Origin of the sequence: Maribacter algae (genome assembly GCF_047345745.1) — a bacterium.
Lineage (GTDB): Bacteria > Bacteroidota > Bacteroidia > Flavobacteriales > Flavobacteriaceae > Maribacter.
In genome coordinates, this window is sequence record NZ_JBLFES010000002.1 from 105,015 (window position 1) to 128,587 (window position 23,573).

Genomic DNA, 23,573 nt, shown 5'->3' on the forward strand with positions numbered 1-23,573 from the left:
CTTCAAGGATTCAAAATGGTTCTTAATTTTGTTTTGATACGGTTCATCTTCACTCTTGCATTTACCTCTGTGATACCCAAAGTTTCCGCTATTTCCGTATAATTTTTATCTTCCAAATACATAAAGACAAGGGCTTTGTCAATATCGCCCAATTGTTTTACAGCTTTGTACATCAACTTCAACTGTTGTTCTTCGGTTTCATCATATTCGTCGGCCTTTATCTTAAAAATTACCGATTCATAATCCTGGGTGTCAATTCTTCTTTTGGATTTTCGGTACAGCGTGATTGCAGTATTTAGCGCAACTCTGTACATCCAAGTGCTGAATTTGGCCTCTCCCCTAAATTTTGGATAGGCTTTCCACAGCTGAATCGTTATTTCCTGAAACAAGTCGTTATGGGAATCACGGTCGTTCGTATATAGCGTACAGACTTTGTGAACAATGTTTTGATTGTTCTGCAATTCCGTCACAAATTGATGTTCCAGTTCTTTGTCCACTCGTGGTTGGTAGTTCTTACGGAATAAGTAGCAAGTTATACTGCTTTGTTACAGCGGAAGTGAAATTATTTCGGTCTGGGCAGGTCTTTTAATTTCTGTAATCCAAAGCGGGAGCCCTATCCCCAAGGAGTGGAATATATTTAAAATCCGCCCCTCTTTTTTCTTGAAATTCCTTTTGTGCGGCCATCACCAATTTTTGGTCCTTGAATAGATCTATAGCTGTTAGGGTCAGTGTTTTTGCGGCGACCATCATTCCCTTTTTACCAATGCTTGTACCACCGGCCGCCACCGCTTGCCAACTATGTGCGGGTGTTCCGGGAACCCAAGTTGCGGTGCCCATCCCAACGGTAGGTACTTTAAAGCTTACATCACCCACATCCGTGGAGCCATAAGCTCTTGCCTCCGTTTTGTAGGGTTGGATGTTTTTTGCGGTGGCCAAATCCGCTTTTTCATAACCTAGGCTCATGGCAATTTTATCGGCAAATTCTTTTTCCTCTGCGGTATATTCTATTCCTCCGATTTTGGAAAGGTTATTATGCATTAATTCCTGCAGCGTTAGGTTGGGCAACAATTCATGGGTACCCCCGATCATTTCGTAAGTCATGCTGGTTCCGGTCCCCAAGGCCGCTCCTTCTGCCGCTTTTACGATTCGGTCAAAAATATCGATGACAACATCTCTTTTATTGTGTCTGGCGTAGTAATATACCTCTGCAAAATCGGGAACCACGTTCGGCGCTTTTCCACCATCGGTAATGACATAATGTATTCTGGCCTCCTGTGGAATATGCTCCCGCATCATATTCACCATCATGTTCATGGCCTCGACACCATCCAAGGCAGAACGTCCTTTTTCCGGTGAACCTGCGGCATGTGCCGAGATTCCGTTGAATCTAAATTTAGCCGATTTGTTGGCCAACGCAGCACCGGCACTTGCCGCGTTTTGCGCACTGGGATGCCAATGCAGTGCCACATCAACATCATCAAATAACCCGGCTCTTACCATATATACTTTTCCCGAACCACCTTCTTCGGCAGGTGTTCCATAAAAACGAATGGTTCCGTTCTTCTTATTTGCCGTAAGCCAATTTTTGGTGGCGATAGCGGCAGCTGTAGATGCCGTACCAAAAAGGTGATGCCCACAGGCATGGCCGGCCGCTTTTCCGGCCGATTTCTTTTCTGGAACAGCCTGTTGGGAGAGACCCGGCAAAGCGTCGTATTCTCCCATAATGGCAATGATCGGGGAGCCGCTCCCGTATTCCGCTATGAAGGCGGTGGGGATATCCGCTACACCGGTCTTTATGGTAAAGCCCGCAGCTTCTAAGGTATTTTGTAATAACTTGGAACTTTTCTCTTCTTGATAACCCATTTCAGCCAAATCCCATATGCTTTGGGCTATCGTATGATACACTTCACTATTTGCGTCGAGTGCTTTTATGACATCATCTACTTTTTTTTGTGCGATGGATTGACCTGTAAAAACGAATAAAAAAATAGATAATAGTATTGGGTTTTTCATCTGAAGGTTTTCTTTAAAGAGTTCGTTGATAAATATACTAAAAACCCCATATTCTTTTTAATTGGAAAAGCGATTGATTAATTTTACAAAATAGATTTAGACTATGAACATACCACGCTCTAGCTCCCCCAGAATCGTAATCATTGGCGGTGGCTTTGGAGGAATTTCCCTTGCCCAGAAGTTAAGTAAAAAAGACGTTCAGGTCGTATTGCTGGACAAAAACAACTACCATACCTTCCAACCCCTTTTGTACCAAGTGTCCACGGGAGGATTGGAGCCGGATTCCATTGCCTATCCTTTGCGAAAGGTTCTTATAGGTTACGAAAATTTCTTTTTTCGCTTGGCGGAGGTTACAGAAATCATACCCGAAAAGAAAATCCTGAATACCACCATTGGGGAACTGTGTTATGATTATTTGGTCATCGCTACGGGTTCCAAAACCAATTTTTTTGGAAATACGGAATTGGAAAAAAACGCCATGGCGATGAAATCCATTCCCCAATCCTTGAACCTTAGAAGTCTTATTCTTGAAAATTTTGAGCAAGCTTTACTTACGGATGATTATCATGAACGTGCCGCTTTAATGAATTTTGTTATCGTAGGAGGAGGCCCCACAGGAGTTGAGTTGGCGGGAGCATTGGCAGAAATTAAAAAAGGAATTTTGCCTAAGGATTATCCTGATTTGGATACCCGGCGCGCCCAAATAAATTTGATACAAGGGGGCGAAAGACTTTTGGATGCCATGAGCGAACAGGCCTCTAGAAAGGCCGAAGAATTTTTGGAGAAATTGGGTGTACAGGTATGGAAAAATACGCGGGTTACCGGATATGATGGAAAAACCGTGACCACTAAAACAGACCTCACTTTTGAAAGTGCCACCTTAGTTTGGGCAGCCGGAGTGATGGGAGCTACTATTAAAGGTTTGGATGCCAAGGAATTGATTGCGGGCGGTAATAGGATTAATGTAAACGAATTCAATCAAGTTGAAGGATATCCCGAAATTTTTGCCGTAGGTGATATTGCCTGCATGCAAAGCGATGATTATCCTAGAGGTCACCCTATGATGGCGCAACCTGCCATTCAACAAGGAAAACACTTGGGCAAAAATCTAATACGCCTGCTCGATGGCAAACCCATGGAGCCATTTAGTTATTTTGATAAGGGCAGTATGGCAACGGTCGGCAGAAACAAAGCGGTTTGTGATTTAAAGAGAATCAGGTTTCAGGGAGTTTTTGCCTGGTTTGTTTGGATGTTCGTGCACTTATTTTTTCTAATAGGCTTTAGGAATAGAATGGTAGTGTTCATCAATTGGGTCTATAATTATGTTCGCTTTGACCGTGAGGCACGTTTAATTATAAGACCTTACAGAAGAAATTATAGTCAGTTTAAGGATTAAAACTTATCTAACTTTATAAACAATTGCTTGATACGGCATTAGCTGGAATTTTCCATCTCTAATCTTAGAAACGGCTTTGCCATTCGAGATTACCGGTTCCAAATGTATATTGCTAAATTGTTCCAAGAACAACTGCTCCTGATTTATAGAAAAACTTAATAGAATTAAGTACTGTTCGTCTTCAAAAGTCCGAGTATATGCATAAATTTTTTCGTTTTCAGGTATTAAAAGTTCATAGTCACCGTAAACGAGTGCAAGATGATTCTTTCGCACTTGAATCATAGCTCTAAAATAATGCAATACGGAGTTAGCATCTTTTTCTTGAGTGGCTACGCTTATGCCTTGAGTATAGTTATCATTGACCTTTAACCACGGGACTACTTTTGAAAACCCGGCATTTTCTGTAGTATCCCATTGCATGGGCGTTCTGGCATTGTCCCGACTCGCTTCTTTTTCATTCTCCAAGAATGCCTGTAAATCGCCGTCTTCGTTTTGGATTGTTTTGTATCGGTTTATCGTATTGATGTCTTTGTACTCTTCTATGTTTTCAAACTTTATATTGGTCATACCTATCTCTTCGCCATAATAAAAATAGGGTGTGCCACGCATGGTCAATAAGAAGGTGTGTAACATGGTAGCGGAATTATACCAATGCTGTTGGGAGTCATTGCCCCACCGGCTTACGCTTCTAGGGAAATCATGATTGTTCAAAAATAGGCTGCCCCATCCTTTTTCTGTAAAAACGTTATTCCACTGGCTATGTATCTTTTTGAATTCGGTTAGCTTCCAAGGCTTATCATTCATTTTAAAGACTTCATTGCCATCCCTGTCCAAAGCCATTAAATCAAAATGAAAGAACATATTCAGTTCTTTCCGGTCCTCGTTCACAAAGTCCAAGGCCTGTTCCAGATTTACTCCTGGGGCTTCGCCAACGGTCATAATATCGTATTTTGAAAGAACTTCCGTGTTCATCTCCCGTAGGTATCCGTGCAATTTTGGACCTTCTGCATAAAAGGGGACAAAATTACCACAATACCGCTCTGGGAGTTCAGGATATTCCGTATCCTTTGAAATAAAGGAAATCACATCCATCCGGAAGCCGTCAACGCCTTTGTCGAACCAAAACCGCATACAGTCATATATCTCTTTTCTGAGCTCTGGGTTTTCCCATTTTAAGTCGGGCTGTTTTTCAGAAAAATAATGCAGGTAATACGCATCTGTAGTTTTGTCATATTTCCATGCGTTTCCTTCCACATCAAAATAGCTCCAGCGTTTGGGGGGCGTTCCTTTTTCGGCTGGCCACCAATGGTAATAGTCTCTGTATTTATTGTCTCGGGATTTTCTGGATTCTTGGAACCAAGGATGTTCGTCACTGCTATGGTTTACTACAAGGTCCATAATGAGCTTTAACCCTTTTTGTTTCATGTCCTTGAGCAGTTGGTCAAAATCTGCCATAGTACCAAACGCTGCCATGATGCCTCTGTAATCACTAATGTCGTAACCGTTGTCGTCATTTGGTGATGGGTATATAGGATTAAGCCAAATGATATCTACCCCCAGGCTTTTTATGTAGTCCAGTCTCTTGCGAATACCTTGAAGGTCACCAATTCCATTACCGGTGGTATCTTGAAAACTACGCGGATATATTTGATATACGACACCTTCTTTCCACCATTTTCTATGCATATAGTCTTTCAATTCCGTAATGTTTTAAGCTAAAATATCATTTTGGACTCTAAAAATGAACATTAGAATGCACTAATAAAAACTATAACGTTTGAGAAGCCGAGAAGGTTATATTATTCCGTTGGATAGTTGTAATCCATGGGGTTATAATGGCGAAAAATTCTATAAATTATTTTTGACTTAACATTTTAAATTTTTATCACTTCAAGAAGGGATTTAACGTTAAACTGGTCATAAGGGAGTAGGCCGATCTGATTTTTTGATATACCTTTCTTTTCATTCAATCATCAAAACCAATGACTGCCAAATCAATATTCATTTGGTCTTTTCCTTTGTTTTTTACTTTCGCTTCTGCGCAGCTTGTCGAAACCCCTCCTGTTTCTTCGGATAGTGTAAAGACAGGATTGTCCATAACGGGTTTTTCCTATCCCATATTTTTAAATGGGGAGGAACACAGTAGTTTTGCGGTGGAATATCGGTTTAATAGTAAGTTGGCGGCAGAGCTACAAGGTTTCTATGATACGTATCTCCATGCAAATCGTATTCGCGGTAATGTCAGATTAAAATATTATCTCACAAAGAAGTTATTTGTTTTTGGCGGGCCAGAGGTGGAAGGCGACCAGAATAAGTATATAGGTTTACAGGTCCAACCGCCAAGAATCGGTTTGATTATGGGTGTAGGATATGAAGTGGATAAAAACTTTATGTTGGAAGCAGGTAGCAATCTTCAAATCAATAATTCTCCTATGGGAGCTTATGGCGAGCCTTTGATCAATATGCCCAGTGTTTGGACTTTAGGCGGCAAAGTAAAGTTCTAATTTCTGGGGTGAAATTTCTGGAGCACATCCGCTAAATGAGAGCGGTCTACATGCATGTAGACTTCCGTTGTGGTAATGCTCTCATGTCCCAACATTTGTTGAATGGCTCTTAAATCCGCACCATTTTTCAACAAATGGGTCGCAAAAGAATGCCTGAAAGTATGGGGGCTGATGTTTTTATTTAGTTCAATTTCCTTGGCAAGATTTTTTACAATCGTAAAAACCATGGCTCGGGTTAGTTGTTTTCCCCTTCGGTTTAGAAAAAGAATATCCTGAAATTCCTGTTGTACTTTTTGATGCACGCGAACCTCGTTTCTGTAAATATTGATATATTTTTTGTTGATGGCGCTTATAGGGACAAAACGTTGTTTATCGCCTTTGCCCGTAACTTTTATGAAATCCTCATCAAAATAGAGGTCGGAAAGTCGTAAACCGATCAATTCCGAAACGCGGAGTCCACAGCCATATAAAGTCTCCAACATGGCCCTATTTCGCTCTCCCTCCTGTTTACTTAAATCTATAGCTGCTATCAAAGTGTTGATTTCGGTCAGGGAAAGTGTATCCGGAAGCTTTCTGCCAATTTTTGGGGATTCAATTAAATCTAACGGATTATCAACCCTATAATCTTCAAAGACCAAATAACCAAAGAAGCTTTTTAGCCCAGAAATGACACGGGCCTGTGATCGCGGATTTACAACTTTGGCCATTTCGTAGATAAAACGTTGAACAGTATTTTTTGAAATGTGAATCGGAGATTCCGAAAGGTTATGATCATTTAAAAAATGAATTAACTTTTCAACATCCAATAAGTAGTTTTTAATGGAATTTTCAGCCAGACCTCTTTCTAATTTTAAATAATGGCCATAATCTTTAAGTGCCTGATTCCAATTCATAATTAAAGATACATTTTCTGTTAATAAATGTATGGATGACCGTTTTTATATTATAAAAAGCATCTAGTATCGTTTACCTGCCAAGTAAAGATTTATATCTTTGCGGCATCAATCGTAACACACATATAAAATGAAAAAATTAAGTTTATTTATTGTTCTTTTTTCAATCGGTATTTTCGGCTTGTCCGCTCAAGATGATATGCGTTTTGGGGCAAAGGCAGGTTTGAATGTCTCCAGTCTAGGAAACGATTTTGGGGCAACACCCGGTTTTCACGTAGGTGGTGCCTTGGAAATTCCTTTTAGCGATAAAATTATTTTACAGCCGGAGGCCTTGATTTCTTTTCAGGGGAGTGATGGTATTTTTCAAGATAATTTAAGATTTACCTATTTGACTATCCCTGTAATGGCCAAGTATAATGTTTGGGATGAATTGTATGTGGAAGCAGGACCATATCTTGCTCTCTTGCTTGCCGATAACTTAGACGGAGATAATTTTGGAACTATCGGTGCTTTCGAAGAATCCAATAGTATCGATTTTGGATTGGGCGTGGGCGCGGGCTACAGACTTAACGATAATTTTTATTTTCAGTTAAGATTTAGTGCAGGTGCTATCAATGCTATAGAAGACGTTTCTTCAAAGAACAATGTATTTCAGGCTTCCGCTATTTACTTTTTTTAAGTAAATCCATAATATTATTAAGTAAGGCGAAAGAAATTCTTTCGCCTTTTTTATTGCCATTTTTTAAAGGATATAATTTCATTTCTCACTAAAATATAGGGTTTTACAACAGTAACCGGGAAACTGACAACTTAAAATTAAGTTTTGAAGGTCAAGATGTTATGTTTGTACTGTAACCATATCAAACCAATATTTTAAGATGAAACGTTTCACGACTCTTTTCGCCTTTGTGGCTGCCTGTTTTTTTACCCAAGCGCAATTTGTAGATAGAACCAATTTTAGAGCCGGGATCAATGGCGGAATTGTTGTTGGGGATTTTTCGGAAGCCTATAGCCTTACACTTGGCTTGGACGTCTACCATCATTGGGGCATTTCCAAGGCAATTGATATAGGGGTAGCTACAGGATACATGAACTCCTTTGGAGAAAAAGAAGGTGTGCTCCCTAGCGGTGGCAGTATTGTGACAGAAGATAATTTTCAGTTTATTCCCGTTGGAGGTTCCTTTAGGATTTATCCGGCAAAAAAAGGCTTTAAGTTTGGTGCGGATGTTGGCTATGCGGTGGGGCTTAACCAAGGAAACAATGGCGGTCTATATTACAGGCCTTCCATAGGTTTTGATATTACCCGTGGCACTACGGAAATGAACATTTCCTATTTTGCCGTAAACGATGAGGTAACTTTTTCAACGGCCTTGGTGGGGATTCTCATCCTCTTTTAGAACATTTCAAAATACCGATATAAATTTTTTAGAGCGATGGTCCCCCGGGTTATCGCTTTTTTTGGATTTAAAAATAATAGTACTTTTACGCCATGCGTATCATCATCATCAATGGCCCCAATCTTAATCTGTTGGGAAAACGAGAGCCGGAAGTTTACGGAAATAAAACCTTTGAGGACTATTTTTCCGAGTTGCAGGCGAAATTTAAGAATGTGAACCTTGAGTATTTTCAATCTAACATAGAGGGTGAGCTTATTGGTAAAATTCAGGAAACCGGTTTTACCTATGATGGCATTATTTTAAATGCGGCGGCATACACGCATACTTCGGTAGGAATAGGGGATGCGATAAAAGGTGTTAAAACGCCGGTAGTCGAGGTGCATATTTCCAACACACACAAAAGAGAGGATTTTAGACATGTTTCCTACATATCTTCTGGGGCAAAGGGCGTAATTCTTGGTTTTGGCCTCCAGAGTTATGATTTGGCCATTGAGAGCTTCCTCTGACTACATCCAAAGGGAATTCTTTTTGCGTACATAGTATAAACCCCCACAGCTATGAACAGATTTTCTTTAACAGTTTTGAGCCTTATTGGCATACTCTTTTTTTCGTGTAGTAATGATACGGATGTAGCACCAAAGGATATCCCCGAGAACGCGATAAATCTTGTAAATGCCTTTCCGAATCTAAGTTTTTCAAGGCCATTGGATTTTCAAAGTCCGGATGACAATAGCAATCGCATATTCATAGCAGAACAGGGCGGAACCATAAAGGTTTTTCCGAATGATAGTACCGTGACCGAAGCGAACAGTTATTTGGATATAAGTAACAGGATAATCAGTTCTGATGAGTTAGGACTTTTGGGTTTGGCCTTTCACCCTGATTATGAAAACAATGGATTTTTCTATATCATGTACACTCCGTCCGATGATGTTTCCGTACTCTCCAGATTTAAAGTCTCGGATACGGATGCAAATAGCGCAGATGCTTCCAGTGAAACGATTCTGTTGCGAATTCCGCAGCCTTTTGCCAATCATAATGGTGGCCAATTGGCTTTTGGTCCGGACGGTTTTCTGTATATAGCATCGGGCGATGGTGGTTCCGGTGGAGACCCGCAAGGGAATGCTCAAAATTTGGAAAACCTCTTGGGTAAAATACTGCGCATAGATGTTGATAATCCCGAGAATGGATTACAATACGGAATACCGAGCGATAATCCTTTTGTAGCAACTGAAAATGCCCGAAGTGAAATTTATGCGTATGGTTTGCGCAATCCTTGGCGGTTCAGTTTTGATGTACAAACCAATAGGATTTGGGCCGGTGATGTAGGTCAAGGGGAATTGGAGGAAATAGATATCATAGAAAAAGGAGGTAATTATGGGTGGAATATTTTAGAAGGTACCTCTTGTTTCAATGCGGAGACTTGTGACCCGGCCAATACTATTTTACCGGTTTTCGAATACAACCATGATACAAACGATAAATCCGTTACCGGAGGATATGTCTACAGGGGTTCGGAAATAGCTACCCTCAACGGACGCTACATTTATGGGGATTTTATTTCTGGCCGAATTTGGGCACTCAGTACCAACTTAGGAAATCCGTTGGACAATCAATTGATTATCGAAACCGGTCTTAACATAGCATCTTTTGGTACGGACAACGACAATGAAATCTATTTCTGTAGTTTTGATGGCGTTATTTACAAGTTAGTCGAGAATCAAAACCTTTAATGGATAGCTTCCTCTTTTATCCTTTTAAGCTCTTTGGTTTTGTGCCATCCGGCGAAGATTCCTCCAAGTCCCAATAACGAAAAAAGGCCTAAAATGGCATTTTTACCACCCAAATCATAAATTTCCCATAGAATTAGGTGCATACTATGTTCTTCCGTTGGGTCTGTAGTAACCTCCCATGCGGCAATATCAAAATATTCGTAAATACCGAAACCGATTAATGCCAGACCCAAAAGACCGTAATAGATGAAGGGCATATTAGGGTTTCTTGACGATTTTCCTGTGTACATCTCGCTCATTGGTTTGTATTTTTAATTAATTTTTTGGTGAATCCTGAAAATGGTGGGTCACTACTGTTCCATTCGGTCAAATACCCAATTTTAAAGCTATCGTATCGAACTTTAAATACTTTTGAAGTAAAGTCGGTCGCCTTTAGGTTCAACGTATCTATATTTTCAATGGAACTACGATGTTGTTGTATATAGACTGTGTCCTCAACGATTTTATTCACTTTAAAATAGCTCATTTTCGTAGCTCCCGTATTATCGAACAAGTGCACCTCCACCTTTAATTTATCATTTACTTCTGCTTCGGCATATTCTTCTTGGATACCCAATAAATCATCAGGGTCTATATACTTAAAATACACATACACACCAGAAAAAAGTAGTAGCAAAGGTATCATAAGAATCGCCAAAATTCTGAATGCCTTTTTGTTCCATCTTCTACCTGTAGGTAGCAGTTTCTGCTTTGTTTTTTCTGTTTCAAAATAATCCACTATTCTATCGGACCATTGTACGGGAGGTATTTCGGTATCGGTGTGATGACAGTACAAAACGCCCGATACCTTCTTGGTCATATTGATAATATAGCCCGAATTGACTTCTTTTTGATAAAAAAACAATTCGAGCACTTCAGAGTTACCGCAAGATGGACATTTCGCAGGAATTCGCTTTTGCCCAATCTGTTCAAACTTTTCAACTCGTCCGTAATAAATCATAGTTGGTATTTATAATACGAAATTCGGCATATTCAATAGGAACTTATACCCTGTTTTCGGTGAAATTTAAAAACATGCTTTCGTAGTATGTGTATTTTGACATTGAATGCATATTGATGCTTACCTTCAAATCATTCAACTAAAACGCAAAATTTATTGCAATCGTATAGTATGGGATACTACGATTGTATATGGAAGAATTATATTTAATCAAAATATCTCCCGATGGCTCTGCCTGAGGGTTTCCGGATTCACCTCCCCTAAGGGGAGGTCGGAATTGGCTTTTGCAATTTCGGGCGGGGCAAAATATAAAATTTCGGTTTTTGGTCCTGAGATCAAAATGAAATTTGCGATACCTGCCGGCCGCAGGCAGATAGCCTTACGACTTGCCTCGGGGATAGTCGGTTTCAAGAAATTTTATATTTCTAAACAGGTTGGGTATTTTCCGGTCTAAGGTATTTTTCTTCCACATAAAATGTAGCGAAAGGAAGAAGGGAGGCTATCCCAAAAATGATAAATCTTTTAATACCCCATTTTTTTTGAAAGCAAACAATTAAGGCCAGTACAATAAAAGCAATGAAAAGCCCGCCATGTGCATAACCAACAGGTTTGTTAGGTTCTGGTATTTCTGCCCAATATTTTAAGGGCATCGTTATGCCGAACAGTGCTATATATGATATTCCTTCCAGTATGGCAACTATTCTAAAGAGTGCTAACATAAACTATTGCTTTATTGGAAGTATCAGAAGCATCGAATACAACTTCTTAAATTTCTGCTTAAAGGTGTATGACTTCATCATAGGCATCGGCAACCGCTTCCATCACGGCTTCGCTCATAGTTGGATGTGGATGCACTGCTTTAAGGACTTCATGTCCCGTAGTTTCCAGTTTTCTTCCTAATACGGCTTCCGCAATCATATCCGTAACACCGGCACCGATCATATGGCAACCCAACCATTCTCCGTACTTGGCATCGAAAATCACTTTTACAAATCCATCGGAAGCCCCGGAGGCTTTTGCCTTACCGCTTGCCGAGAACGGAAATTTACCCACTTTGATGTCCAATCCTTGTTCTTTGGCTTGCTTCTCGGTTAAACCAACAGAAGCGATTTCCGGTGAGCAATAGGTACAACCGGGAATATTTCCGTAATCCAAAGGTTCTACATGCATCCCGGCGATTTTCTCCACACAAAGGATACCTTCGGCAGAAGCTACATGGGCCAATGCAGGTCCTTGAGTAACATCACCAATAGCATAATATCCTGGAATATTGGTTTGGTAATAATCGTTTACCAAAATTTTATCCCTATCCGTAGCAATGCCAACATCCTCTAAGCCGATGTTTTCTATATTGGTTTTGATTCCAACCGCGGATAAGACCACGTCCGCTTCCAGAATTTGTTCGCCCTTAGCGGTTTTTACCGTTGCTTTAACGCCATCACCTGAAGTATCTACGGAAATGACTTCCGCTGAGGTCATTATCTTGATGCCTGATTTTTTGAAGCTTCGTTCCAGTTGTTTGGAAACATCTTCATCTTCTACCGGAACGATATTGGGCAAGTATTCCACTACGGTAACTTCCGTACCCATTGCATTATAGAAATAAGCAAATTCGATACCTATAGCGCCACTGCCCACTACTATTAACTTTTTAGGTTGTTCCTCTAAGGTCATCGCTTTGCGATAACCGATGATTTTTTTACCGTCTTGCGGTAAACTGGGCAATTCTCTACTTCGTGCTCCAGTAGCTATAATAATATGGTCACCGTTATATTCTGTTTCAGAACCATCTTCCGCTTTTACGGAAACCTTTTTTCCGGATTTTAAAGTCCCGTAACCGTTGATGACTTCAATCTTGTTCTTTTTCATCAAGAATTGAACTCCCTTGCTCATACCATCCGCAACCGTTCTACTTCTTTTTACGACTGCATTAAAATCCTTGTCTATCCCATCTGCTTTTAAACCATAGTCCCCTGCATGTTGTAAATATTCAAAAACCTGAGCTGATTTCAATAATGCTTTCGTTGGAATACAGCCCCAGTTCAGGCAAACGCCACCAAGACTTTCTTTTTCGATAATTGCCGTTTTCAAGCCCAATTGTGATGCTCTAATGGCGGTTACATATCCTCCAGGTCCACTACCTAAAACAATAACATCAAAATTGCCCATATTTTCAGTTTTTTGAATTTGATTAAGAGTTGTTCAAAAGCGGTGCAAAAGTACAAAACGGCTAAACAAATACCATATGCGAAGGGAGAATTTAAAGCACGAAAAGAAAACTGTTTGTTATTTTAAAGATTTTCCGAACATCTTATCGTTAAATGCTTTTGAACCTCCCTTGGGAACGGAAAGGGAAATCCATTTCTCTCCACGAATCATTTTCCCCAACAATACTATTTGTCCGGCGTGATTGGCGTAATGCGCTAATTGGCGATTTATAGCTTCGATTATAGTATGTGGCTCATTTCTGATGTGGATTTTCTTCTCGAAATTTGTATCGTCTATTTGTGATAAGGCATCAAAAAGGCAATCCCAATCTTTCTCCCAAAGCAATAACAAAGCTTCTTTTGCTTCAGGCGGATTTACAAATTCCTCCTCCCGGTTTCGCCATGATTTCTCACCATCCTCGTTTAAGAAATTTGTCCATCTACTGAGCATATTTCCGGCCATATGCTTTACAATGAGAGCAATACTATTATCGGCATCATTATACTGCCAGTATAAATCTTCTTCTTGTAGTTGTGCGAAAGTGTTGTTCCCAAGTGCCTTGTATCGCTTAAATTCAAAAATTGCGCTTTCCAAATAATTTTTACGGTCCATGCAGTAAAAGTATATCCCTAAAAATACAAAACCGGATACCTATTATGAAAAATAGATATCCGGTTATCAAATTCGTATTGAACTTCAATTCTTATTTGGACGCAGGTACAAAGTTTAGGGCCACTCCATTGATACAATGCCTTTTTCCGGTAGGAGCAGGGCCATCATTAAAAACATGTCCCAGATGCCCTCCGCAAGTAGCGCAATGTTCCTCGGTACGGGCGTAGCCTATTTTATAATCTACATCATAGCCTACGTTGCCTTCTATTTCTTCATAAAAGCTTGGCCAACCGGTTCCGGAATCAAATTTGGTTTCACTCTTGAAAAGAGGTGTAGCGCATGCTGCGCAAACATAAGTACCTTCTTTTTTGTTATCCAAAAGCTCACTTGTGAAAGCATTTTCCGTTGCCGCTTTCCGCAATACATAAAACTCGGCATCCGTTAATTGTTCTTTCCATTCCTGTTCCGTTTTTTGAACCGGAAATTCGGCCTTTGTTTTGGTTTCTTCTTTTACCGCCATGTCCTTTTGTTGGGAAGTGCCTTTGCAACTAGCGAACAAAACAAGTATTCCTATTAAAAATTTAAACTTCATGATTTTCTTCTTTTTCTTCTTTGACGCATTTTTTTTGAAATACTTTCAAAGGTAATATACATCTCTAAGTTCCCTTGTTAAGAATTATGTAATCCCACAATTAATAACCCCAAGGCCTGAAGCATTGGGGTTTCCAAAAATACGGGTTTATCATATATTATTCCAATCTCATTTTCAAGACATCAGCTTCTGAAATACCATATTTGCCCATAACGGCATTTATGTTAGATGTATCGAATTTTCCTGTAGTATCAAATTGTCCTGGAACGATAACAATTCTAAAAATTTGTTCTTGAGTGAAATCTGTATTCAAATCAATCAAATCAAAATTGCCATCTATGAACATATCCATATCTACAAAATTATGGGCAAAAGTGTATTGAATGGTTCCTTGATCGAGGAAAAAATTCTGAGGTAAAGGACTCCAATTATCAGCTGGACCATCCGTTAAATCTACAGTGCCATCAAATCTATAGACAAGAATTGCATCTGATTGTCTAATTTCTAAATTTGAGAGGTCTCCAAAAGTTATTCTTGTAGTGTACCAGTTATTTGCGTCTTCATAGGAGAAATTTACATTTTCAACCTCAATAACGGTCGCTTCACGACCATCTCTGCCGTCTTCTCCATCAAATCCATCAAACCCCGGAGGTCCTTCCGGTCCTTCACAAGAAATAAATAATACGGTCAAGAATGAGCCAAAAAGTATTTTTAATTTTTTCATAATGATAAGATTTATGCTATTTGTACATTGAATTTAATCTTTCTTTTCAAAAAGCGTTCCACTTTTACGGATTCCAAAATTTAAATTTAGAAATAGCTTCAATTTAAAAGTAAAATTTGCGATGTATAGGAGTTCATGGAAAGTTAGTTAGATTTGTGATTCAATAATTTCAAGATTTATGGCTCAAGTAACCGTTCATTCTTTATTTACCGATTTTGACATTAACTTATTCAAAGGTGGGAAACACTTTAGACTTTATGATAAATTAGGTTCCCACCCTATAACGCTAGATGGCAAAAAAGGAACCTACTTTGCTGTATGGGCCCCCTCCTCCAAATCCGTTTCCGTAGTGGGAGACTTTAATTTTTGGAACGAGCAGGAGCATCAATTAAATGTTCGTTGGGATTCCAGCGGTATTTGGGAAGGCTTTATCCCGAACATTGGCCATGGGGAAAAATACAAGTACAAAATTCAATCTAACAATAATGATATTTGGACGGAAAAGGCCGATCCGTTCGGTCGCCTTTGTGAGCATCCGCCCAAAACGGCCTCTATCGTTTGGTCTGAGGAATATGAATGGAAGGACAAGGATTGGATGGGTTACCGAAAAGATAAAAACGGACTGGACAGGCCTTATTCCGTATATGAAGTGCATTTGGGTTCGTGGAAGCGAGGCAAAGACAATAGTTTCCTAAGCTACAAACAACTTGCAAAGGATTTGGTGTCCTACGTGAAGGAAATGGGCTATACCCACGTGGAGTTTATGCCTATCATGGAATATCCGTATGATCCTTCTTGGGGCTATCAGTTAACGGGGTATTTTGCGCCCACTTCTAGGTTTGGAACACCGGAAGAGTTTAAAATGTTGGTGGATGCGTTTCACCAAAATGACATTGGCGTTATTCTGGATTGGGTGCCCTCCCATTTTCCGGAAGATGCCCATGGTCTTGGATTTTTTGATGGTTCACATCTGTATGAGCATCCGGATAGGAGAAAAGGCTATCATCCAGATTGGAAGAGTCTCATTTTTAATTATGGCAGAAACGAGGTGCGCGCGTTTTTGATCAGTAATGCCTTGTTTTGGTTGGACCAATTTCATGTTGATGGGCTTCGTGTAGATGCTGTAGCGTCTATGTTATACTTGGATTATTCACGTGAAGAAGGGGAGTGGGAACCTAATATGTACGGGAACAATGAAAACTTGGAGGCCATGTCGTTTATCCGAGAGTTAAATCAAGAGATATATGCCAGTTTTGACGGAGTACAGGTAATTGCCGAAGAATCTACTGCTTTTTCCGGTGTATCCAAACCGGTAAATTTTGGTGGACTCGGTTTTGGTATGAAATGGATGATGGGCTGGATGCACGACACGCTGGAATATTTTAAAAAAGAACCAATATATAGAAAGCACCATCAGAACGACCTCACTTTTAGCATGACCTATGCCTTTACGGAAAATTTCATGCTGCCTTTTTCACATGATGAAGTAGTTTACGGCAAACAATCCCTGGTGTATAGAATGCCAGGGGATGAGTGGCAGCGTTTTGCGAATCTGAGATTGCTTTTCGGCTATATGTTCACACATCCCGGGACCAATTTAATGTTTATGGGAGGCGAGTTTGGACAGACATCCGAGTGGAACTTCCAACAAAGCTTGGATTGGCATTTATTGGAGTATGATGTGCATTCCGGAGTACAGGAATTTGTGAAAGACTTGAACAAATTATACAAAGGTGCCCCGGCGCTTTATGAAAAGCAATTTAGTTCGGAAGGCTTCCAATGGATAGACTATGGTGACCATGAAAATTCGGTTTTGACCTATATTAGAAAAGGACATAACGAAAAAGATGACTTAATCGTTGCCTGTAATTTTACACCTATCCTTAGAGAGAATTATAGGGTTGGAATTCCTAAGAAAGATAAGATTACTGAGGTGCTGAACAGTGATGACAAAAAATATGGAGGTGGCGGAAACCTCAATACTACCGTAAAATCTTCTACAAAGGAATGGCACGGATATAAAAAATCAATAGAAATAACCATTCCTCCCTTGGGAATTGTCATTTTTAAGTAGCTTTTAGTGTTGAAATCGTTATAGTTGTTTATTGCATTGAATATATTTCTTTTATTCATGTTTATATATTTCTTTTGCTAGGTCCTTAAAAAAGAAAGAAGATGATTACCAACACGGAATTAGAATATAAAGGAAACCTTTACCCAAATCATATAGTAGAATTTAAACAGGATACGGATAAAATCTATTTTACTACAGAAAACGGCGTTGTGTTACAAATTACCATTCTTAGAGGTAGTTTGATTCGCTTTAAATATGCCACCGAATATAATTTTGAACCCGATTTTTCCTATGCCATAGATGATGAGGCCACTTTGGGATATAGCACTTTGGAGGTTGATGAGCGCGATACGGAATATGTTATCAAAACGGCCAAAGTCCATATTCTGGTAGATAAAAAAACCTTACGGATACAGATTTCTGATTTAGAGGGAAATATCATCAATGAAGATGAACTAGGTTTCCATTGGGAGGAAAACTATCAATATGGGGGCAACACCGTCAAAATGAGTAAAATCACACAAACCGGTGAGAGTTTTTATGGTATGGGCGATAAGGCCACACATAGTAACCTTAAGGGAAAAAGGGTACACAATTGGGTAACGGACCAATATGCCTATGGCAAGGACCAAGATCCTTTATACAAGGCGATTCCCTTTTTTATAGGTTTGACAAAAGGTGTTGCGTACGGTATTTTCTTTGATAATAGTTTCAAAACCCATTTTGACTTTGCCCATGAACGCAGAAATACGACCAGCTTTTGGGCGGATGGCGGCGAGATGAACTATTATTTTTTCTACGGTCCAGAAATGTCAAAAGTGGTATCTGCCTACTCCAATTTAACCGGAACACCGGAATTACCACCTTTATGGGCACTGGGATACCATCAATCCAAATGGAGTTATTATCCGGAAAAAAATGTAAAGGATATTGCCAAGCAGTTCAGGGATTTAAAAATTCCATGTGATGCCATTTATTTGGACATTGACTATATGGATGGGTTTCGCTGTTTTACTTGGGACAAAAATCATTTTCCCGACCCTAAACGAATGATCGGTGAGTTAGAGGAAGATGGTTTCAAGACGGTGGTCATGATAGACCCGGGAATTAAGATTGACCGTGATTATTGGATATATAAGGAAGCGGTTGAAAATGATTACTTCTGTAAACGTGGTGATGGACCGCTTATGCATGGAAAGGTTTGGCCCGGGGAATGTAATTTCCCGGATTTTACGAATCCGGAAGTACGTGAATGGTGGGCGGAATTGTATAAGGAATTCATGACGGATTTAGGAGTACATGCCGTTTGGAACGATATGAACGAACCGGCCGTAATGGAAGTTCCTACAAAGACAGCTCCATTGGATACCAGACACAATTATGACGGAAATCCTTGTACCCATAGAAAGGCCCATAATGTTTATGGAATGCAGATGGTGAGGGCTACCTACGAAGGTGTTAAAAAATATGTGTATCCTAAAAGACCTTTTGTGATTACTAGGGCGGCCTATTCCGGAACGCAGCGTTACGCGTCTACTTGGACAGGCGATAATGTGGCCACTTGGGAACATTTATGGATTGCAAATGTACAGATGCAGCGTATGTGTATGAGCGGATATTCCTTTGTTGGTTCCGATATTGGAGGGTTTGCAGAGCAACCCAATGGCGAGTTGTTCGCCAGATGGATTCAACTCGGAATATTCCATCCTTTTTGTAGGGTACATTCCAGCGGTGATCATGGCAGTCAAGAACCATGGTCTTTTGGCTCTGAGATTACGGATATCGTCCGAAAGTTTATAGAGATAAGGTACCAGTTGTTGCCCTACCTATACACGATGTTCTATAAGTATAGTAAAGAGCAGAGACCCATGCTACAATCCTTGGTTTATTTTGATCAAGAAGATGAGCAAACGCATTTTAGAACGGACGAATTTATATTCGGAGAGCAAATATTGGTATGTCCCGTCCAGGAACCAAATGCGCAGGGCAGAAGAATGTATATACCAAAAGGGAAGTGGTATGACTATTGGACGGAAGAACTTACCGAGGGTGGAAAAGAAAAATGGGTAGCAGCCGAGTTGGACAAGATTCCGCTTTTCGTAAAAGAAGGTGCTATCATACCCAAGTACCCCGTGCAACAGTATGTGGGCGAAGTGGAAATCCAAGAACTCATATTAGATGTATATTTTAAGGAAGGAACGGAATCTTCAGAAGTGTATGAAGATGCCCTAGACGGCTATGACTATAAAAAGGGAAGGTATTCACTGCGCAATTTTAAGCTTACCGGAAAAGAAAAGTCCCTGACCATTCAACAATTTAAGGATGGCAGCTTTATCACGGAATATGAAACCTTAAAGTTCAGTTTCCATGGATTGCCTTTTACTATAGATACCATTCAGGTAGATAATGAGGAAGTTAGCTTGGAATCTTTAAGACCAGTTGGTGAAAAGAGTTTGTTTATAGACAAAAACTTTACTGTTTTGCACATTATTGGAAAATAATATTTTCGTATTTTACTGGGCATTAAACACTACATAAAATGAAGAAATTAGCAACAATAATGGTACTGTTTTTAGCGGTATCAGCATGTAAAGTAAATCCGTTTACAGGTCAAAAGACCTTGAATTTTTATCCCAATAGCCAAATATTCCCGATGGCTTTTGCGCAATACGACCAGTTTTTGGAAGAGAATAAAGTCATTACCGGTACTTCGGAAGCCAATATGATCAGGAAAGTTGGTCAACGTATTTCGGCAGCAGCGGAAAGATGGTTGTCCGCAAACGGTCACCCGGGCTATTTAAAGGATTATAAGTGGGAGTACAACTTGGTCAACGATGAAACGGTAAATGCTTGGTGTATGCCCGGAGGTAAAATTGTTTTTTATACGGGTATCCTCCCCATCACGCAAACGGAAACAGGAGTCGCCGTGGTAATGGGACATGAGGTGGCCCATGCCTTGGCTGATCATGGTGCGCAGCGCATGAGTGCCGGTACGTTACAACAAATAGGTGCAGTAGCGGGAAATGTGGCTATCAAAGATCCTCAAAAAAGAAATATGTTCAACCAGGCATATGGTATCGGCTCTCAATTGGGTGCCATGCTTCCTTTTAGCAGAAGTCATGAAACCGAGGCGGATCGTATAGGTCTACAGATTATGGCCATTGCAGGTTATAATCCTGATGAGGCCGCGAATCTATGGAGGCGTATGAAAGCGAATAGCGGAGGCCAGGCACCACCCGAATTCATGAGTACGCACCCGTCCAATGATACTAGAATCAATAATCTTACGGCTTGGGCGCCTTTGGCAAAAGAAGAGGCCGCTAAATTTGGAGTGACCAGTTATAAATAAACGTAAATCTTTTTATTGTATATTGAAAGTCGTTCTACATAGAGCGACTTTTTTTTGACCAACATTCAAACGACAACATGACCAGAACCATTGCTTCAAAAGGCAGTAAGAAATTATTGAATGCCTGGGCATTTTATGATTGGGCAAACTCGGTTTACACCTTGACCATTGCATCTTCTATTTTCCCCATTTTTTATGCGAGTCTATTCGTTTCCAGTGATGAACCGGTTTCGGCTTTCGGGTTCGAAATGAAACAAACGGTTTTGATAACGGCAGTAACGGCATTTACCTTCATGGTAGTCGCTGTTATGTCTCCCATTTTATCGGGTATTGCAGATTATGTAGGGAACAAGAAAACCTTCATGAAATTCTTTTGTTATGTAGGCAGTTTGGGCTGCGTGGGGCTCTATTGGTTCAGTTTGGATAACATTCATTTAAGTCTTCTATTTTATTTTATGGGTCTTATAGGCTACTGGGGCAGTTTGGTATTTTACAATTCTTATTTACCGGATATTGCCTTTGAAGAACAACAGGACCGTATCAGTGCCAAAGGCTTTTCCTTGGGATACATTGGTAGTGTCTTGTTATTGGTTTTCAATTTGGTAATGGTGATGTTTCCTGAATTTTTTGGTTTTGATATTGGTGTAACGGAAGAACAAAAAAATAGGGCCGCCGTTGAAGCAATGAAAGTTTCCTTCGTTACTGTCGGTATTTGGTGGGCGCTTTTCAGTCAATATACATTTGCCATCCTGCCGGCAGGAATCTCAACCGGACATAAGGTAACAAAGGATATTGTTTTTAATGGTTTTAAGGAATTGAAAGGAGTGTGGGTAGAACTCAATAAAAGCATAAAGTTGAGAAGATATTTATGGGCCTTTTTTGTTTTTAGTATGGCAGTGCAGACTATTATGTTGGTCGCCGTTTATTTTGGAGAAAAAGAAATAGCATGGGTAGATAAAGACGAGAAAACCCTGGGGCTGATCGTAAGTATTTTGATTATACAATTAGTGGCCGTGGTGGGTGCGGTACTTACTTCAAGGGCTTCTGAAAAGTTTGGTAATATAAAAACGCTCATCGTTATTAATGCTATTTGGATGTGTCTTTGCTTTTACGCATTTTTTATGGTTTCCCCCATGCAGTTTTACATCGCTGCCGGCTTGGTGGGATTGGTGATGGGAGGCGTTCAATCATTGGCCAGGTCTACGTATTCCAAACTTTTACCGGAAACGGAGGATACAACGTCCTATTTTAGTTTCTATGACGTTTCCGAAAAAATAGGCATTGTCATCGGTATGGCGCTATTCGCCATTATTGATCAAGTGAGTACGATGCGTAATGCCATTCTTTTTCTATTTATCTTCTTTTTGGTCGGAATCATATTATTATTCAGGGTTGAAAAGGTAAAAACGGCCCAATAGTCAAAGTATAGTTATGATTTAGGTATTTCTATTATCGCGTAGCTAATCCATTATTTCGTTCATCTTAACGAAATTCGCTTTATATGGCCCAGGCGATTGCAATTTTAGCAAAATACCCTCGTTTTTATTATGATATTTATAGCCCCAAACCATGAAAGAAACCTACAAATGGTATAAAACCGGTAAAGCACGCTATGGCTTCTATGGCTTTCTATTTGGATGTTGTTTTCCCATATTGGCAATAAGCATAGATTTGTTCAGGATGAACCTTGATTTTTCGTTGTATAACATCAAACATATCCATCAAATTTTCCCAATACATTACATTATAGAAACCGCTCCTTTGGTTTTGTCCTTTATGGCTTTCAATTGTGGGAGGTCCTTTGATAAAATTCAAGAAAAAAACCGTCAAATAATTGAGGCTTCAAAGTTCAAGGATAATTTTTTGGCCAGTATGAGCCATGAAATCAGAACACCTATGGCCGGAATTATCGGGGTTTTGGATTTGTTGAACCAAAGCAAAAATATTAGGGAAAATGAAAGAGAGTATGTAGATATCATCAGAATGTCTTCTAATGATTTAATGGACATTATAAACGATATTTTGGACCTATCCAAGTTAGAAGCGGGTAAACTAGCTATATACCCTGCCAAAACAAATGTTAGGGAAATCTGTTCAAATATCAATAACCTATTCATGGCAGTAAGTAGATCAAGGAACATTGACCTTGTTCTTGAGGTTGCCAGTGATATCCCTGAATACCTTATGCTAGACGGGATAAGAATTAAGCAAGTACTTTCTAACCTGATAGGAAATGCGATAAAGTTTTCAGAAGAAGGTACCGTTAAATTAAAGGTAAGTGTTGATAGCTTTAGGTCACAAACGCCTCAAATAAAATTTGAAGTCATAGATCATGGCGTTGGAATTAAGGAAGAAAAATTACAGGTATTGTTCTCGGCATATGAACAAGTCAAGGATTATAGCAAGGAGCATATAAATGGCACCGGTTTAGGTCTACTGATCTCAAAGCAATTAGTAGAATTAATGAACGGCAGTCTAAAAGTACGCAGTGAATATAAAAAAGGCAGTAATTTTTGGTTCAATTTGGATTTAATCGAAGTATCAAATAATGAAACCTCTAAAGAAGGTAAAGGAAAGACGCAAATCAGGGCTTCTAAAAATTTAGACTTGCACATTCTTATTGCAGAAGACAACAAAACGTTATGCAAGGTTTATGAAAGAATGTTACGAACCTTTGGATGTCAAACGGTGATTGTTGAAAATGGATTGGAGGTCACCGAAGTTTTTAAAGAGGATGTATACAATCTTATTTTAATGGATATAAATATGCCCAATATGGGCGGTGTACAGTGTATGGAATATTTACGGGAAAACTATAAAACTGTGCCGCCAATCATTGCGGCCAGTGCCAGTGCTTTAAAAGGTGATATTGAAAAATATATGGCACTTGGTTTTGATGATTACATTACCAAACCTTTTACCATGAAAAAGTTAAGGTCAAAAATCATGGATTGGAATCATATGCTTCAAAATAAAAAAACATCCAAGATTTCGGCAAACCTTTTTGAAAGTATAGAGCCGGAGATATTGGATGCAGAAACAAAATAAGGTTCTACATAAAAAAGCCTCTTTTAAAAG

Annotated in this window: 22 protein-coding genes; 11 read left to right on the plus strand and 11 right to left on the minus strand. The window is 39.6% G+C overall.

Annotated features, from left to right (window positions below; translation table 11 throughout):
* Nucleotides 1-2: 2 nt before the first annotated feature.
* Both ACKWBX_RS07710 and ACKWBX_RS07715 read right to left on the minus strand, forming a co-directional pair.
* Nucleotides 3-497 (minus strand): RNA polymerase sigma factor, encoded by a 495-nt coding sequence (locus ACKWBX_RS07710; RefSeq protein ID WP_413968095.1) that lies wholly within the window; start codon nucleotides 495-497, stop codon nucleotides 3-5.
* 88 nt (nucleotides 498-585) lie between these two features.
* Complete coding sequence (locus ACKWBX_RS07715; protein WP_413968096.1) at nucleotides 586-2,013, minus strand: amidohydrolase; 1,428 nt, start codon at nucleotides 2,011-2,013, stop codon at nucleotides 586-588.
* 103 nt (nucleotides 2,014-2,116) lie between these two features.
* On the opposite strand from ACKWBX_RS07715, the gene ACKWBX_RS07720 reads away from it, so the two are divergent.
* Nucleotides 2,117-3,409 carry an NAD(P)/FAD-dependent oxidoreductase gene (locus ACKWBX_RS07720; RefSeq protein ID WP_413968097.1) on the plus strand — a complete coding sequence of 431 codons (1,293 nt, stop codon included), beginning with the start codon at nucleotides 2,117-2,119 and terminating at the stop codon, nucleotides 3,407-3,409.
* Between the two features lie 3 nt (nucleotides 3,410-3,412).
* Here the strand turns inward: ACKWBX_RS07720 and ACKWBX_RS07725 are convergent, their stop codons facing one another.
* The gene (locus ACKWBX_RS07725) at nucleotides 3,413-5,107 is read right to left on the minus strand and encodes a glycoside hydrolase family 13 protein (RefSeq protein WP_413968098.1); all 1,695 of its coding nucleotides are present in this window, start codon (nucleotides 5,105-5,107) and stop codon (nucleotides 3,413-3,415) included.
* A 284-nt stretch (nucleotides 5,108-5,391) separates the two neighbouring features.
* On the opposite strand from ACKWBX_RS07725, the gene ACKWBX_RS07730 reads away from it, so the two are divergent.
* A complete protein-coding gene (locus tag ACKWBX_RS07730) occupies nucleotides 5,392-5,913 on the plus strand; it encodes a hypothetical protein (RefSeq protein WP_413968099.1) in 522 nt (173 codons plus the stop codon).
* Here the strand turns inward: ACKWBX_RS07730 and xerD are convergent.
* Entirely contained in the window at nucleotides 5,910-6,806 is an 897-nt protein-coding gene (xerD, locus tag ACKWBX_RS07735; RefSeq protein ID WP_413968100.1) for a site-specific tyrosine recombinase XerD, read from the minus strand. The genes ACKWBX_RS07730 and xerD overlap by 4 nt on opposite strands.
* 130 nt (nucleotides 6,807-6,936) lie before the next feature.
* Here xerD and ACKWBX_RS07740 point away from each other — a divergent pair, with 130 nt between their 5' ends.
* The 4 genes from ACKWBX_RS07740 to ACKWBX_RS07755 all read left to right on the plus strand — a co-directional run bounded on the left by ACKWBX_RS07740 (nucleotide 6,937) and on the right by ACKWBX_RS07755 (nucleotide 9,936).
* Nucleotides 6,937-7,485, plus strand: coding sequence for a porin family protein (locus ACKWBX_RS07740; protein WP_413968101.1), 549 nt, complete (start codon nucleotides 6,937-6,939; stop codon nucleotides 7,483-7,485).
* Nucleotides 7,486-7,684: 199 nt separating this feature from the next.
* Nucleotides 7,685-8,203, plus strand: coding sequence for a hypothetical protein (locus tag ACKWBX_RS07745; protein ID WP_413968102.1), 519 nt, complete (start codon nucleotides 7,685-7,687; stop codon nucleotides 8,201-8,203).
* A 92-nt stretch (nucleotides 8,204-8,295) separates the two neighbouring features.
* On the plus strand, nucleotides 8,296-8,709 hold the full coding sequence (aroQ, locus tag ACKWBX_RS07750; RefSeq protein ID WP_413968103.1) for a type II 3-dehydroquinate dehydratase: 414 nt from the start codon (nucleotides 8,296-8,298) through the stop codon (nucleotides 8,707-8,709).
* Nucleotides 8,710-8,760: 51 nt separating this feature from the next.
* Nucleotides 8,761-9,936, plus strand: a complete 1,176-nt coding sequence (locus ACKWBX_RS07755; protein ID WP_413968104.1) for a PQQ-dependent sugar dehydrogenase — start codon at nucleotides 8,761-8,763, stop codon at nucleotides 9,934-9,936.
* Here the strand turns inward: ACKWBX_RS07755 and ACKWBX_RS07760 are convergent.
* From ACKWBX_RS07760 to ACKWBX_RS07790, 7 genes are all read right to left on the minus strand, one after another.
* Entirely contained in the window at nucleotides 9,933-10,235 is a 303-nt protein-coding gene (locus ACKWBX_RS07760; protein ID WP_413968105.1) for a hypothetical protein, read from the minus strand. The genes ACKWBX_RS07755 and ACKWBX_RS07760 overlap by 4 nt on opposite strands.
* Nucleotides 10,232-10,936: a hypothetical protein gene (locus ACKWBX_RS07765; RefSeq protein ID WP_413968106.1), complete on the minus strand. Its 705-nt coding sequence runs from the start codon at nucleotides 10,934-10,936 to the stop codon at nucleotides 10,232-10,234. The genes ACKWBX_RS07760 and ACKWBX_RS07765 overlap by 4 nt, the downstream gene beginning before the upstream one ends.
* A gap of 425 nt (nucleotides 10,937-11,361) precedes the next feature.
* The gene (locus ACKWBX_RS07770; RefSeq protein WP_413968107.1) at nucleotides 11,362-11,655 is read right to left on the minus strand and encodes a DUF3817 domain-containing protein; all 294 of its coding nucleotides are present in this window, start codon (nucleotides 11,653-11,655) and stop codon (nucleotides 11,362-11,364) included.
* Nucleotides 11,656-11,713: 58 nt separating this feature from the next.
* Nucleotides 11,714-13,105 (minus strand): dihydrolipoyl dehydrogenase, encoded by a 1,392-nt coding sequence (gene lpdA / locus ACKWBX_RS07775; RefSeq protein WP_413968108.1) that lies wholly within the window; start codon nucleotides 13,103-13,105, stop codon nucleotides 11,714-11,716.
* A gap of 117 nt (nucleotides 13,106-13,222) precedes the next feature.
* Complete coding sequence (locus tag ACKWBX_RS07780) at nucleotides 13,223-13,756, minus strand: DUF1572 family protein (RefSeq protein WP_413968109.1); 534 nt, start codon at nucleotides 13,754-13,756, stop codon at nucleotides 13,223-13,225.
* A gap of 91 nt (nucleotides 13,757-13,847) precedes the next feature.
* Nucleotides 13,848-14,348: a peptide-methionine (R)-S-oxide reductase MsrB gene (gene msrB, locus ACKWBX_RS07785; RefSeq protein ID WP_413968110.1), complete on the minus strand. Its 501-nt coding sequence runs from the start codon at nucleotides 14,346-14,348 to the stop codon at nucleotides 13,848-13,850.
* Nucleotides 14,349-14,505: 157 nt separating this feature from the next.
* Nucleotides 14,506-15,072: a collagen-like protein gene (locus ACKWBX_RS07790; RefSeq protein ID WP_413968111.1), complete on the minus strand. Its 567-nt coding sequence runs from the start codon at nucleotides 15,070-15,072 to the stop codon at nucleotides 14,506-14,508.
* A gap of 178 nt (nucleotides 15,073-15,250) precedes the next feature.
* Here ACKWBX_RS07790 and glgB point away from each other — a divergent pair, with 178 nt between their 5' ends.
* From glgB to ACKWBX_RS07815, 5 genes are all read left to right on the plus strand, one after another.
* Nucleotides 15,251-17,146: a 1,4-alpha-glucan branching protein GlgB gene (glgB, locus tag ACKWBX_RS07795; RefSeq protein ID WP_413968112.1), complete on the plus strand. Its 1,896-nt coding sequence runs from the start codon at nucleotides 15,251-15,253 to the stop codon at nucleotides 17,144-17,146.
* 101 nt (nucleotides 17,147-17,247) lie between these two features.
* Complete coding sequence (locus ACKWBX_RS07800) at nucleotides 17,248-19,647, plus strand: glycoside hydrolase family 31 protein (protein ID WP_413968113.1); 2,400 nt, start codon at nucleotides 17,248-17,250, stop codon at nucleotides 19,645-19,647.
* A 38-nt stretch (nucleotides 19,648-19,685) separates the two neighbouring features.
* Entirely contained in the window at nucleotides 19,686-20,495 is an 810-nt protein-coding gene (locus tag ACKWBX_RS07805; protein ID WP_413968114.1) for a M48 family metallopeptidase, read from the plus strand.
* A 77-nt stretch (nucleotides 20,496-20,572) separates the two neighbouring features.
* A complete protein-coding gene (locus tag ACKWBX_RS07810; RefSeq protein ID WP_413968115.1) occupies nucleotides 20,573-21,913 on the plus strand; it encodes an MFS transporter in 1,341 nt (446 codons plus the stop codon).
* Nucleotides 21,914-22,064: 151 nt separating this feature from the next.
* On the plus strand, nucleotides 22,065-23,543 hold the full coding sequence (locus ACKWBX_RS07815) for an ATP-binding protein (RefSeq protein ID WP_413968116.1): 1,479 nt from the start codon (nucleotides 22,065-22,067) through the stop codon (nucleotides 23,541-23,543).
* Nucleotides 23,544-23,573 lie beyond the last annotated feature (30 nt).

What these genes read in the sequence shown, in the direction of transcription:
- ACKWBX_RS07720 (WP_413968097.1), top strand. Translation starts at nt 2,117, where the DNA reads ATGAACATACCACGCTCTAGCTCCCCCAGAATCGTAATCATTGGCGGT.
- ACKWBX_RS07745 (WP_413968102.1), top strand. Translation starts at nt 7,685, where the DNA reads ATGAAACGTTTCACGACTCTTTTCGCCTTTGTGGCTGCCTGTTTTTTT.
- ACKWBX_RS07815 (WP_413968116.1), top strand. Translation starts at nt 22,065, where the DNA reads ATGAAAGAAACCTACAAATGGTATAAAACCGGTAAAGCACGCTATGGC.
- ACKWBX_RS07740 (WP_413968101.1), top strand. Translation starts at nt 6,937, where the DNA reads ATGAAAAAATTAAGTTTATTTATTGTTCTTTTTTCAATCGGTATTTTC.
- ACKWBX_RS07715 (WP_413968096.1), bottom strand. Translation starts at nt 2,013, where the DNA reads ATGAAAAACCCAATACTATTATCTATTTTTTTATTCGTTTTTACAGGT.
- ACKWBX_RS07790 (WP_413968111.1), bottom strand. Translation starts at nt 15,072, where the DNA reads ATGAAAAAATTAAAAATACTTTTTGGCTCATTCTTGACCGTATTATTT.
- xerD (WP_413968100.1), bottom strand. Translation starts at nt 6,806, where the DNA reads ATGAATTGGAATCAGGCACTTAAAGATTATGGCCATTATTTAAAATTA.
- glgB (WP_413968112.1), top strand. Translation starts at nt 15,251, where the DNA reads ATGGCTCAAGTAACCGTTCATTCTTTATTTACCGATTTTGACATTAAC.
- ACKWBX_RS07800 (WP_413968113.1), top strand. Translation starts at nt 17,248, where the DNA reads ATGATTACCAACACGGAATTAGAATATAAAGGAAACCTTTACCCAAAT.
- ACKWBX_RS07770 (WP_413968107.1), bottom strand. Translation starts at nt 11,655, where the DNA reads ATGTTAGCACTCTTTAGAATAGTTGCCATACTGGAAGGAATATCATAT.
- ACKWBX_RS07765 (WP_413968106.1), bottom strand. Translation starts at nt 10,936, where the DNA reads ATGATTTATTACGGACGAGTTGAAAAGTTTGAACAGATTGGGCAAAAG.
- msrB (WP_413968110.1), bottom strand. Translation starts at nt 14,348, where the DNA reads ATGAAGTTTAAATTTTTAATAGGAATACTTGTTTTGTTCGCTAGTTGC.
- ACKWBX_RS07805 (WP_413968114.1), top strand. Translation starts at nt 19,686, where the DNA reads ATGAAGAAATTAGCAACAATAATGGTACTGTTTTTAGCGGTATCAGCA.
- ACKWBX_RS07780 (WP_413968109.1), bottom strand. Translation starts at nt 13,756, where the DNA reads ATGGACCGTAAAAATTATTTGGAAAGCGCAATTTTTGAATTTAAGCGA.
- ACKWBX_RS07755 (WP_413968104.1), top strand. Translation starts at nt 8,761, where the DNA reads ATGAACAGATTTTCTTTAACAGTTTTGAGCCTTATTGGCATACTCTTT.
- lpdA (WP_413968108.1), bottom strand. Translation starts at nt 13,105, where the DNA reads ATGGGCAATTTTGATGTTATTGTTTTAGGTAGTGGACCTGGAGGATAT.
- ACKWBX_RS07730 (WP_413968099.1), top strand. Translation starts at nt 5,392, where the DNA reads ATGACTGCCAAATCAATATTCATTTGGTCTTTTCCTTTGTTTTTTACT.
- ACKWBX_RS07810 (WP_413968115.1), top strand. Translation starts at nt 20,573, where the DNA reads ATGACCAGAACCATTGCTTCAAAAGGCAGTAAGAAATTATTGAATGCC.
- ACKWBX_RS07760 (WP_413968105.1), bottom strand. Translation starts at nt 10,235, where the DNA reads ATGAGCGAGATGTACACAGGAAAATCGTCAAGAAACCCTAATATGCCC.
- aroQ (WP_413968103.1), top strand. Translation starts at nt 8,296, where the DNA reads ATGCGTATCATCATCATCAATGGCCCCAATCTTAATCTGTTGGGAAAA.